The organism is Swaminathania salitolerans, assembly GCF_007988945.1.
GTDB classification, from domain to species: Bacteria; Pseudomonadota; Alphaproteobacteria; order Acetobacterales; family Acetobacteraceae; genus Swaminathania; species Swaminathania salitolerans.
The window spans coordinates 202712-214543 of the sequence record NZ_BJVC01000001.1; the positions used below are offsets into that span (position 1 = coordinate 202712).

Annotated in this window: 9 protein-coding genes; 5 read left to right on the forward strand and 4 right to left on the reverse strand. The window is 62.4% G+C overall.

What is annotated here, in order from left to right; translation table 11 throughout:
- Position 1: 1 nt before the first annotated feature.
- The 3 genes from SSA02_RS00865 to grxB are packed head-to-tail and all read left to right on the forward strand — an operon-like array spanning position 2 to position 2787.
- On the forward strand, positions 2-706 hold the full coding sequence (locus SSA02_RS00865; protein WP_147092049.1) for a TetR/AcrR family transcriptional regulator: 705 nt from the start codon (positions 2-4) through the stop codon (positions 704-706).
- A complete protein-coding gene (hydA, locus tag SSA02_RS00870) occupies positions 703-2091 on the forward strand; it encodes a dihydropyrimidinase (protein ID WP_147092050.1) in 1389 nt (462 codons plus the stop codon). The genes SSA02_RS00865 and hydA overlap by 4 nt, the downstream gene beginning before the upstream one ends.
- A gap of 6 nt (positions 2092-2097) precedes the next feature.
- Positions 2098-2787, forward strand: coding sequence for a glutaredoxin 2 (gene grxB, locus SSA02_RS00875; RefSeq protein WP_147092051.1), 690 nt, complete (start codon positions 2098-2100; stop codon positions 2785-2787).
- A gap of 41 nt (positions 2788-2828) precedes the next feature.
- Here the strand turns inward: grxB and SSA02_RS00880 are convergent, their stop codons facing one another.
- Positions 2829-5114 (reverse strand): TonB-dependent siderophore receptor, encoded by a 2286-nt coding sequence (locus SSA02_RS00880; RefSeq protein WP_281287510.1) that lies wholly within the window; start codon positions 5112-5114, stop codon positions 2829-2831.
- Positions 5115-5454: 340 nt separating this feature from the next.
- Here SSA02_RS00880 and SSA02_RS00885 point away from each other — a divergent pair, with 340 nt between their 5' ends.
- The gene (locus tag SSA02_RS00885) at positions 5455-6621 is read left to right on the forward strand and encodes a serine hydrolase domain-containing protein (protein ID WP_147092052.1); all 1167 of its coding nucleotides are present in this window, start codon (positions 5455-5457) and stop codon (positions 6619-6621) included.
- Positions 6622-6703: 82 nt separating this feature from the next.
- Here SSA02_RS00885 and SSA02_RS00890 read toward each other — a convergent pair whose 3' ends face one another.
- On the reverse strand, positions 6704-9157 hold the full coding sequence (locus SSA02_RS00890; protein WP_147092053.1) for a membrane-bound PQQ-dependent dehydrogenase, glucose/quinate/shikimate family: 2454 nt from the start codon (positions 9155-9157) through the stop codon (positions 6704-6706).
- Between the two features lie 239 nt (positions 9158-9396).
- On the reverse strand, positions 9397-10371 hold the full coding sequence (locus tag SSA02_RS00895) for a LysR family transcriptional regulator (RefSeq protein ID WP_147092054.1): 975 nt from the start codon (positions 10369-10371) through the stop codon (positions 9397-9399).
- 190 nt (positions 10372-10561) lie between these two features.
- Between SSA02_RS00895 and SSA02_RS00900 the strand changes: the two genes are divergently transcribed.
- Positions 10562-11506 carry a sugar phosphate isomerase/epimerase family protein gene (locus SSA02_RS00900; RefSeq protein WP_147092055.1) on the forward strand — a complete coding sequence of 315 codons (945 nt, stop codon included), beginning with the start codon at positions 10562-10564 and terminating at the stop codon, positions 11504-11506.
- Here SSA02_RS00900 and SSA02_RS13050 read toward each other — a convergent pair.
- Positions 11451-11774 (reverse strand): hypothetical protein, encoded by a 324-nt coding sequence (locus SSA02_RS13050; protein WP_456316334.1) that lies wholly within the window; start codon positions 11772-11774, stop codon positions 11451-11453. The two genes, SSA02_RS00900 and SSA02_RS13050, sit on opposite strands and share 56 nt — an antisense overlap.
- Between the last annotated feature and the right edge of the window lie 58 nt (positions 11775-11832).

Sequence of the window (11832 nt, forward strand, 5' to 3'; positions counted from 1 at the left end):
CATGAGCGGGGAAGCTGCGAAACAGCCGGGGGGATGCAGGGGCGGCGCGCCGAGGCGGGCGATCCTGCCCCGGATTCTCGGTGCGGCCGAGGTGACGTTTGCGCGGCTCGGTCTGAAAGGTGCCCGCATCGAGGATATCGCGCAATGCAGCGCTGTTCCCAAAGCCACGATCCTCTATCATTTCGGAACCAAGGAGGCGCTGTACGAAGCGACGCTCCAGCGCCTCCTCGATATCTGGCTCGACGATGCCGATCGGTGGCTTTCCGCCGCGCAGGAGCCACTGGCGGGGATCGAGGGCTATATCCGCGCGAAGATCGCGTTTTCCCGCGCCCGCCCGGAAGGATCGCGCCTTTTCGCACAGGAACTTCTTTCCGGTGGAGAGCGGATAGGCACTTTCCTGCAGTCAGAGCTGAGGGCCCATGTCTCGAGACATGCGGCGATTTTCGAGGCGTGGCAGGAGCAGGGAATCATGAAACCGGTTCCCGCGAGACATCTGCTGTTCCTGCTGTGGTCCGGCACCCAGGCCTATGCCGATATGCAGGTGCAGTTCGAAGCGGTTCTGGAGCGCGCCGCCCTGACCGATCGGGATTACGAGGATGCGATCGAGACCCTCATGACACTGGTCCGGCCGCTTTTTCCGGATCCTGTATCGCAGGCGCGCTGCGACCGGATGGGAGGAGAGATGCGGGGAGGAAAGACGCTATGATTCTCGTTCGGGGTGGAACGGTCGTAACGGCAGAGCAGCGCTACCGGGCCGACATACTCTGCGGGGATGACGGGCAAATCGCCGCGATCGGTCCGCAGCTGGAGATACCGGGCGGCTGCACGGTGGTCGATGCCGGAGGGATGCTCGTCATGCCCGGAGGCATCGATCCGCATACCCATATGGAAATGCCGTTCATGGGCACCACGGCGAGCGAGGATTTCTTTACCGGCACGGCGGCAGGGCTGGCGGGCGGAACCACGAGCATCATCGATTTCGTCATTCCCGACCGGGATCAGCCCCTGCACGATGCCTATCTCGACTGGCGCTTCAGGGCAGGGAAGGCCTGTGCCGATTACGGGTTTCACGTTGCGGTGACGCGATGGGACGAGCGCGTCAGCCGCGACATGGCCCTTCTGGTCGAGAAATGCGGCGTGAATTCCTTCAAGCATTTCATGGCTTACAAGAATGCCCTGATGATCGACGATCCGGTGTTTCTGCATTCCATGCAGCGTGCGGCCGAGCTCGGGGCGCTCTGTACCGTCCATGCGGAAAATGGCGAGGCTGTCGCGTTTCTGCAGGAAAACCTTCTGGCACAGGGCGTTTCCGGTCCGCAGGCCCATCCGCTTTCCCGCCCGGCTGCACTCGAGGGCGAGGCGACCCGGCGGGCCATTACCCTTGCCGGGCTCGCGCATGTGCCGCTTTATGTCGTTCATGTCTCGACGCGCGAGGCAACGGAGGCGATCGCTGCGGCGCGTCTTGCGGGGATGGAGATCTATGGCGAGGTTCTGCCCCAGCATCTCGTTTTCGACGCAGGGGTGTACGAGGGGAGCGACTGGCTGGCTGCGGCCCGCCATGTCATGAGCCCGCCTTTCAGGGAAAAGGCTCATCAGGAGGCGCTATGGGGCGGGCTGGTCTCGGGGCAGTTGCAGACGACCGCGACCGATCATTGCTGTTTCTGCCGCGGCCAGAAGGAGCGCGGCATCGGGGATTTCACCAGAATTCCGAACGGCGTTCCCGGGATCGAGGACCGCATGAGCGTGCTGTGGCATTTCGGCGTGGCGTCCGGCCGCCTGAGCGAGGCGCAATTCGTGGCGATGACCTCTACGAACGCGGCGCGCATCTTCAACCTCTATCCCTTAAAAGGGGCCATCGCGGTGGGGTCGGATGCCGATCTGGTTGTCTGGGATCCCTGCGCCACAAGGCGGATCAGTGCGGCGACCCATCATCAGAACGTGGATTACAATCTCTATGAGGGCATGGAGCTGACAGGCGTCGCCATGAAGACGATCAGCCGTGGAAAGCTGGTCTGGGACGACACGAAGCTCGATGTCCTGCGTGGTGCCGGTCGCTATGTCGGTCGCCCTGCCTTCCGGCGAAAAGGATAGAAGACGATGACGACGATATCGGAACCTGTAACCCGCCCTGTGACCCTGTATGTGTACGATCACTGTCCCTTCTGCGTTCGGGCGCGTATGCCTCTGGGGCTGAAATCCATACCGCACGAGCTGGTCTTCCTTCCCAATGATGACGAGGCCACGCCGATCGGCATGATCGGACGCAAGATGCTGCCGATACTCGAGGATGGTGCGGGGTTCACCGCCGAAAGCCTCGATATCGTCGCGAGACTGGACGAACGTGCCCCGGCCCGGATGTTCGGGCAAAAGCCGCGCGATGTAATCCTGTCCTGGATCGAGCGGTGGGATCATGCGGTGAACGGTCTGGTCATTCCGCGTACGCCCGACCCCGTGTTTCCGGAATTCGCCCGGCTCTCCTCCCGTCAGTATTTCACGCGCAAGAAGGAAGAGAGCTTCGGTGCCTTCTCCGGTCTTCTGGAACGGACCGGGGATTTCCTTTCGCAAATTGCGGAGGGGCTGGAGGCGCTGGTGCCAGTCCTGCCGGATCCGGAAAAACCGAGTATGGACGACATCGTGCTTTTTCCGGTGTTGCGGTCGCTCACCATTCTGCCGGATCTCCTGTTTCCAGCCCCTGTCGAACGCTATCTCCAGCGCATGGCGGAGCGCTCTGCCGTGCCGCTCGTATCGACCTTGCGAGAGCGGCAGAAAAACGCGGCCCGACCATGAGCGCATTCGCGGTGCGAACCGGTCGGGGGCGAGCGGTGATCTTACCAGGAAAAGCCGATACTGGCCTGCGCGTTACGACGCTGACCGTAATAACAGAAAGCCTGACCGTATGAGGCATAGGCGAGACAGTTGGTGACATAATTCGTGTCGAACAGGTTCCGCACGCTTGCATTGAGCGTCCATCCCTTCAGCGCGCGCGACGCCTCGCCGAGATCGTAGCGAATCGAGGCGTCGAACAAGGCGTATTGAGGCACCTTGACACTGCCGTAATCGGCCTCGCCGCCATAGGCCGAGGCGGCATATCGCATACCGCCACCGAAGCCGAACGATTTCAGCCGTCCTGTCGGCACGGTATAGAAAGCGAAAAGCGAGGCATTGCCGCGTCCGGACTGGATGAGCGGCTTGCCCGTGGAATCGTCCTGGACGCGCTGGGTGCTGACTGCGGCCTCGATCATGAGGTTGCGCCAGGCCTCGATATGGGCCTCGAACTCGAATCCGTCGGAATGAACCAGACCGCTCTGGGTGTTGTAGATCGTATTGGGAACCGAGACGAGCACGTTCGTCTGTTCGATGTGAAAGCCTGCGGCGGTCAGCAGGATCGTGGTGCCGGGGAACTGGTATTTCACCCCGCCTTCGAGCTGCTTTCCGATGGAGGGGCTGGCCTGGTTGCGGGTTCGTCCGCCATCGTCGGACACGATCCCGGTCTGGGGCTGGAACGATGTCGAATAGCTCACATAGGGCGCGAGACCGAACCGGAAATGATACAGCCCCGAGGCGCGCCATGTGATCTGGCCCGGACTCTGTTTCGTGTTCGACGGGGTGTCGTATTCGATCTGACGCGAACGGAACCAGTCGTGACGCAGGCTCCCGGTCAGGATCAGGCCGCCCCAGTGGATCTCGTCCTGTCCATAGGCGCCGATCTGATGCGAATTGACCTTGTACCGGGCATAAGGCGACAGGGGAGCGATCCCCGCATCGTAATCCGGAGAGAAGATGTCCAGATCGGGCGCGCTGCTCTGTCCAGCCACTTCATTGGCCCATTGCTGCTGATAGTCGAAACCGGCCATGAGATGATGGAGCAGGGGGCCGGTGCGTACACGACCGCGGAGATTGCTGTCGAATGCGAGATTGCGGGTGTGCTCGGTCGTGCCGAAGGCATAGCGGGGCAGGAGCGAAGGAGACTTCCAGTATCCGGCATTATAGACGCTGCGATATTGCGTTTTCAGATCGTCGTAGCGACCGCGGGTCGAGACGCTCCAGTCATTATCGAAGCGATGGGTGTAGATATAGGTGAATGCGCCGTGCTTTCGGTTGAATTTCTCGAATCGTGCGTCGCCGTCGTAGAAATTGCGGGGCAGATACCCCCCGAAAGGTGCCGGCTTCAGGGAGCCTTCCAGAGGAACGCCACCATAGGTGCCCGCTTCGGGCTCGTACTGGTAATTGCCGAGCAGGGTCAGCGTATCGCGGCCATTGCCGCCGAAACTGACGGAGGGGCTGATCGAGAAGCGGCGGCTCCCTGTTTTCACGAGCTGGGTATGCTGGCCGTTGACCGTTCCATAGATCCGGTACCGGATCGTTCCGTCACGGTTTGCATATCCTCCGGTATCGCCATCGACCCGGTAGAGATCGAACATGCCGCCCGTCGTCTCGATCCCGCCATAGAAGCGTTTGTCGATGGGCAGCTTGCTCGAGAGGGCAACGAGCCCGCCGGGGCTCGATTGCCCGTACAGAGCCGAGGCCGGGCCCTTGAGCATCTCGATCCGCTCGAGGCGCGATGTGTCGATCTGGGCGATGGCGTAGCCGGTCGGGCTGTCCTGCAGACGGAGCCCGTCCAGGAATTCGGGGATCGTGAATCCTCGCAGCTGAAAGAGATCGTAGCGCGTTCCGACGCCGCCGCGCAGATCCGGTGTGACCCCGGCGGTGTAGCGCACGGCCTGATCGAGAGAGAGTACGCCCCGGATATCCATTTCATTGCGGGTGATGACCGTTACGGATTGCGCGGTCTCGATCAGCGGTGTCGTGCTCTTCGTCGCCGAAGAGGCGAGAACGGCGCCCCTCTGGGCGTGAACGTGAATGACCTCGTCGGTATCAGGGGCGTCGGTTTTGGGAGCAGCGGTTTCGGGAGCAGCGATTTCGGGGGCAGACCGGATGCCCGATGCCCGGATCGGTTTTCCTGTTATCCCCGAAGCCGGGTCGTTCTGCGTGTGCCCGGAGGCTTCATGAGGCGTCGTCCCGGTCCTTGTCCGGGACGCCGCATGAGCCTGCTGACTGGTGAAAAGGGCAAGGAGTGCGGCCGTCATCGCGCGCCTGCCGGTTGCCTCATGCATATATCTGGTTCCTGCCTCGGATTGAGCGGCAGTCATTACATTGAATGATAATCAGTCGCAACAAGGCGTTAATGCATTCCTGCAAATTGTGGCTTTCCGGCAACGAGCCTCAAGCCCCAAGCCCCAAGCCCCAAGTCCCAAGTCCCAAGTCCCAAAGCCCTGAGACCCAAGCCGATACGCGCTCCGGTCGGAGGCGCTCGAACCGGGCGTATTCTCCTGCCCGTGTCGGAAACAGGCGCGCCCTGTTTTTTCCGGACTATCCTTGCATGATGCGCAAGCGGTAGCCTCAGGGCGGTCGCGCCAGCCGGGTGTCTCCGGTCCGCCCTTGCAGGAGTGCGTAATGCGCAGAAACGATGCCGGAGCCGTCTTCTCGCGGCGACTTCTCCTGAAGGGGGGAAGTGCGTCGGCGCTTCTCTCCATGGAAGGCTGCGCGACGAGGGCCACGTCTTTCGCCCCGGTGGATCGTCTCGCCCGCGATGCGGTCGCGTCGGGTCAGACGCCCGGGGTCGTCGTCGCGATCGGTCATCGGGGGCGGATCGTTCATCGCTTCGTTCATGGCGATCGCGCGCGCGTGCCGCATGTCGAGGGCATGAGCTGGGGGACGCGTTTCGATATGGCCTCGCTGACGAAGCCGACCATGACCGCACTTGCGATCATGCAGCTCGAGGAGGAGGGGCTGGTCTCGCTCGAGGATCGCGCAGCGCGTTATCTCCCGGAGTTTGCCCTATGCGGAAAGACAGCGATCACGCTGCGGATGCTGCTGACGCATTATTCCGGATTGCCGCCGGATCTGCCGCTCGACAGGCCCTGGCAAGGTCGGGACGAGGCCGTCCGCCTCATGGCGGAAACCCGTCCTTCGCAGGCGCCCGGGGAGGGTTTTCTCTATAGCGATATCAATTATATTGCGCTCGGGTTCATTGTGGAGCGTGTTTCCGGGCGGGCTCTTGCGTCCTGTGTCCGCAGCCGCATCCTCGTGCCGCTCGGGATGACGGAGAGCGGCTATTGTCCCGACCCGGCCTTGCGCCCCCGGATCGCCCCCACCCAGTTCGACGGGTCGGGCCTCATGCTGCGCGGCATCGTGCACGACCCGACCGCACGCCGGATGGGAGGCGTCGCAGGCCATGCCGGGCTTTTTTCCGATGCCCACGACATGACGACATATGCGCAGGCCCTGCTCGACCGTCTGGCCGGACGCGAAAGCCGCTTCCCTCTTCGGCGGGAAACTCTGGCACGCATGATCGTCCCCCAGCAACCCAGAGGCAAAGCCGCGCTCAGAGGTCTTGGCTGGGATATCGACACGCATTACTCCTCGGCGCGGGGGAAGGTTTTCTCCCGCATGTCGTTCGGCCATACCGGTTTTACGGGTACGTCTCTCTGGATCGACCCGGCGAGCGACAGCTATGTGCTCATTCTAACGAACAGGGTGCACCCGCGCGGCGGTCATAGTGTCGTGGCGCTGAGACGGGATGTGGCGACGCAGGCCGCTCTGGCGCTGCGCCGGCTCTGACCGGAAAGAGGAGGGGGCGAAAACAACGCGCCCGGGCGGGAAACCGGTTTCCCGCATTCTCGTCCGGGCGCGCGCTGTCAGGCTAAGGCTGCGCTCCCTGGTGTTCCGGCAGCGCAAAGGCCACCACTTCGTCGCCGTTGCGCGTTTGCAGGCCGCCGTGACCGCCCACGGCAATCACGATATATTGCCGCCCGTCGCGCCCCATATAGGTGAGCGGCGTCGCATTCGCTCCGGCATTCATCTCGCGCTCGTACAGGATCTTCCCGTTCCGGCCGTCGATCACGCGGAAGCCCTGATCGGCCGTCGCGCCCATGAAGATCAGGCGCGATGCGGTGTTCACGGTGCCCCCCATGCTGAAGATCCCGGTCGGCAATCCGATCGGCATACGCGGTTCGCCGGTATGTCCGACATTTTTCGTCGTGCCGATGGGACGGTGCCAGATGACCTTGCGGGTCACGAGATCGATCGCCTGCGTTTCGCCCCAAGGAGGTGCGATGCACGGTGCCCCGAAGATACCGAGCCAGGATTTGATGATGGCGCCATAAGGCAGACCGTGCTGCGGATTGTAGATGAAATCCGGCTCGGGGTAACGATGGCCCCAGCCCTTCCACGGCTTGTAGAGCCCCTCGCGAAGGGCTTTCCCCTGCGGGACCAGCTTCATGAGGAACGGAATGAAGGTCGTGTTCACATAGAGCACGCCTGTCTGCGGATCCACGCTTGCGCCGTACCAGTCGGCAACGCCGTCGAAGGCAGGAAAGCCGATCGATCCCTCGAGGCTCGGCGGCGTATAGAGCCCGTCATAGCGCAGCTTGTGGAACTGGATCTTGCAGGCCATCTGATCGAAGGGCGTTGCACCCCAGAGCCAGTCCGTATCCAGCGGATGGGTCCGCAGATTGGGCATGTCGACGGAAAATGGCTGCGTCGGCGCATAACGCTCCCCCGGGATGTTGCCCTGGGGGACGTTCTTTTCCTCGACACGGTAGAAGGGCTTGCCGGTTCTTCTGTCGAGGACGAAAAGCTCGCCCTGTTTCGTCGTCTGGACCAGAGCGGGTACCGTATTGCCCTGGCTGTCGGGAAGATCGATCAGGGACGGCCCGACTGGAATGTCGAAATCCCACAGATCGTGATGCGTCGTATGGAAATGCCATTTTTCCTCGCCGGTCGTCATGTCCAGAGCGACGAGGGAGCTGCCGAACCTGTCGTCGAAATCCCGCCGCTTGCCGCCGAAATAATCGGGGGTCGCGATGCCGAGCGGCACATAGACGAGATTGAGCGCAGGATCGGCGGTATAGACGCCCCATCCGTTCGGCGTGCCGCGCGTGAAGACCTCATCGGGTTTCAGGGGGCGGTTTGCAGGGGTGTGCCCGAGATCCCAGGCCCAGGAGAGGGCGCCCGTCCGGGCGTCGAATGCGCGGATGACCCCTGACGGTTCATCCACCGTCTGGTTGTCGAATACCCATCCGCTCAGCATGATCCTGTCGTTCATGACCATGGGTGGCGAGGTGATGAAGTGAAACCCGGGGGGCATCGGCCCCATGTTCTGCTGGAGATCGACGACACCGTTCTGCCCGAAGCCGGGGCAGAGCCTGCCCGTCTCGGCATCGAGCGCGATCAGGGTCGGAGGCGAGCCGGAGACGGTGGAAATGACCCGGTGCACACAGGGTGCTCCGGCCTCGACCGACGCCGATGCATCGTAATAGGAAACGCCGCGGCAGGCCTGATAGGTATTTTTCGACATGTTGCCTTGGGCGCGGTATTTCCAGATCTGCTTGCCGGTCGTTGCGTCGAGTGCAACGACATCCCGGTGCGGCGTGCAGAAGAACAGCTTGTCGCCGATCTTGATCGGGGTCGCCTCGAAGCTGAACTCGCGTCCGCGTGTGTTTTCGCCCGGGAGCGGCATATCGCCCGTATGGAAGCTCCAGGCCGGTTCCAGCGAGGCGGCATTCCGGGCGGTGATCTGCGTCAATGGCGAGAAACGCTGCCCCGAGGGCGCCCCGCCATAGAATTGCCAGTCATCCTTTTGTTCCGCCTCGGCACCGACCGCGTTATGTGCGATCATGCGCTCCGGAAACGGGGAAACCTGCGTGTAGCGCGATGCCGTGATGGTCCAGCCGAAGGTGAACATGAGCGCAAAAAGGAGCAGGCAGCCTCCCATACCCGCATAGACTGTGGCGTTCAGCGATGTGCGGCGTGTCGCGCTCGAAAGCCTGCCCGCAACCCAGGGGCCGAAAACCCAGAGTCCGATCCCTGCGGGAAAGGCGATCGGAGGAAGCAGGCGCCATCCGTCTAGGCCCACGCGGGACACCGCCCAGATGACGGTCATCAGAAGCATGAGGGCATAGACCCACAGGCCAGAGCGTCTTCCAGCACCGATGAGACCGGCACTCACGAGCGTAAGAAGCCCGGCGGCGGCATAATACCACGTGCCCCCGAGCGCCAGAAGATAGAGTCCTGGCCCGGCGAGTGCCAGCCCTATGATCAGAAGGAGGAGGGCGGTGAGGACGAGCAGCGGTGAGGTCGATCGGAACCACGTCATCGTATTGATCACTCCGGAATGGAAGTCTGTCTGTCCATTCTCGCGTGCGTCACCCGGATCGCGCGGGACGTTCGGCTCGTACCCTGCGACACGGGCGAAACGATACCCGACGGACCTGAGTGTAACTTACGGTTGCAGGTCCGGTTTTGTTGAGTCGCTGCCCCGGATGGAGAATAAATTACTATTTAGCCATACGGGATGTGCCGCCAGAGACCGGCTCTCGCCCGTTGCCGGAGCGCTCAGGAGGTGGCGCCGTGTGCGATGATGCCGTCGAGCACCGAGAGAAAGGAGTCGAGAGCCGGCGAGATAGGCCTGTTCAGGGGCAGGATCAGCCCGTATCCGACGCAGGTCATGTCGATATCGACCGGGATGATCGCGAGTTGCCCGCAGCGGGCCTGCTGTTCGGCGACCGGCGCCGACATGACGGAGAGCGCATCGGTCCGGTTCAGATAGGCGAGCGTCATCAGAAGCGAGTCCGAGCTGACGATATGGTCCGGCAATGTCTGGTCCGCATGATCGAACAGGGCGTCGAACCAGTTGCGGAGTGTCGATCCCCGCTTCTGCACGATCCAGTCCTGCTGCTGCAGGATCCCGACCGATAAAGGCGACGTGCCGACAAGCGGGTGGTCGTGACGCCCGACGATCGCGAAATGTTCCGGACCGATCGCGCGATAGCTGTATTCGCGCTTGTTGAACTCGGGGGTGATCCGTCCGAGCATGAGTTCGACATCGCCGCGCACGAGCATGTCGAACAGCACGATGCTCGATCCCTCCATGACCTCGATCTCGATCAGCGGAAAGCGCCTGCGCATGGCCGCGAGGGCATCTGCGAGGAAATTGACCGTCGGGCCATCGATCGCGCCCACGACGATCCGCCCGCCGCGACCGTCGACAAGGGCACTCATTTCCTCCGAGGCCTGTTCGAGCTCGCGAAGCATGGCCTTGGCGCGTCTTATGAGCACTTCGCCGATGCTGTTCGGCACGATATTGCGCCCGCGGCGCTCGAACAGGGCATGGCGTACCGCCGCCTCGAGATCGGCGATCAGTTTCGAGGCTGCGGGCTGTGAGATATCTATGGCTTCGGCTGCCCGGTTGAGCGTCGGAAACGTACCCAGGGCCGAGAGCAGTCTCAGATGCTGCAGCTTGATACGCCGCTGCATGAACCAGTTCTGGGGAGGCTGTGGCTGGAGCTGGGGCGGTGGTGGGGCGGTCATGACGGCACAGTATCACCGGTCGGTTATTAATCAATCAGACAAGCATATTGGACGCCTGCTTCGTAGCGCTCCAGACTCACTTGCGTTGCATTTGCGCCGTATTGCCCCTGTCCGTCGACCGGCTCCTGTTCGCTGGCGGCGCCGGGCCGATCGGACGTTCCTGCACGTGGTGAGGAAGGAAAAACCGACGATGCTCAGAGATTTCGGCTCGCTCAACAGGGATACATGGCCTATCGCCGCCGCAATGATCCAGTATCAAAACTGTCTACCAGACGGGCGCTCGGTGCAGGATCAGAGCGCCGAGGAATGGGAGGCAACGCTCGGTGAGATCGTCGAGGCGGGGTTCGATGCGGTCGATCCGACGGATTGCTGGTTGAGGGTCGGCGATCTTTCCCCGGCGCGACTGGAGGCATTCCGCAAGGTGCTCGCCCGTCTCGGTCTTACCGTACCCGGTGTGTCAACGGCGCGAAAATGCCTCGTCGAGCCCTCGACCGTGGTCGAGATGACCGCCTATTGCCACAGGGTGATCGATGCGGCGGCGGCACTCGGCGCGCGAACCGCCTGTCTGGGTCTGTTCGGCGCGCTGACGGAGCCGCAGAAACATGCCCTCTGGTTCTGGACGGCGCCGGGTTATCGCAATCCCGACGACCCGGCGATCCGCCAGGCGACGATCGCGCGGCTGCGCGAACTCGGTCGCCATGCGGCGGAAGTCGGGGTCGATATCGCGCTGGAAATGTATGAGGATACCTATATCGGCACCGCGCGGGACGCCGTGCGGTTCGTCGAGGAGGTCGATCATCCGAGCGTCGGTCTCAATCCGGATCTCGGCAATCTCATCCGGCTCCATCGCCCGATCGAACCCTGGCAGGAGATGGTTGCCCTGACAGCGCCGTGGACCCGATACTGGCACGTCAAGAACTATTTCCGCGAGGAAGACGCCACAGGCAGCGCGATATCGACGATCCCTGCGCCTTTGCCGATGGGACTCATCAATTATCGTGTCGCGGTCAGGGCCGCTATCGACGCGGGATTCCGGGGCGGGTTCTGCTGCGAGCACTATGGTGGAGACGGCCTGACAGTCAGTGCCGCCAATCGCGATTATCTCCGCACCATTCTTCCGAAATCCTTCGTCTGATCTTTCTGGCGATCATGACGGGCGCTCGATCGAACGGGCGCCATTTTTTTTCGTCGGAAATGCCATCGGAGTTTACAGGCTCCGACATCGTCTCCCATCTCCGAGCCGAAAATCCGATGCCACCATCGACCGTCACGACATGTTGCGTTCCGTCGTCCCAATGGCTCATCGGGTTCGTTTGTCCGCCCGTAGGGAGGCAATCTTGCCATAGCTGTTTCCCCGTCCTGACATCGAAGGCACGGATATAATCCTGCTGCCTAGAGGTCAAAAATACTACCCGCGCCCCGCGTCACCAGCAGCCCCTCGACGCTCGGCGGGTAGAAGGG

Bases quoted from the DNA above. Each gene is read 5' to 3' on its own strand.
- SSA02_RS00890 (WP_147092053.1), bottom strand. From the start codon at position 9,157: ATGACGTGGTTCCGATCGACCTCACCGCTGCTCGTCCTCACCGCCCTC.
- grxB (WP_147092051.1), top strand. From the start codon at position 2,098: ATGACGACGATATCGGAACCTGTAACCCGCCCTGTGACCCTGTATGTG.
- SSA02_RS00885 (WP_147092052.1), top strand. From the start codon at position 5,455: ATGCGCAGAAACGATGCCGGAGCCGTCTTCTCGCGGCGACTTCTCCTG.
- SSA02_RS00880 (WP_281287510.1), bottom strand. From the start codon at position 5,114: ATGCATGAGGCAACCGGCAGGCGCGCGATGACGGCCGCACTCCTTGCC.
- SSA02_RS00865 (WP_147092049.1), top strand. From the start codon at position 2: ATGAGCGGGGAAGCTGCGAAACAGCCGGGGGGATGCAGGGGCGGCGCG.
- SSA02_RS00895 (WP_147092054.1), bottom strand. From the start codon at position 10,371: ATGACCGCCCCACCACCGCCCCAGCTCCAGCCACAGCCTCCCCAGAAC.
- hydA (WP_147092050.1), top strand. From the start codon at position 703: ATGATTCTCGTTCGGGGTGGAACGGTCGTAACGGCAGAGCAGCGCTAC.
- SSA02_RS00900 (WP_147092055.1), top strand. From the start codon at position 10,562: ATGCTCAGAGATTTCGGCTCGCTCAACAGGGATACATGGCCTATCGCC.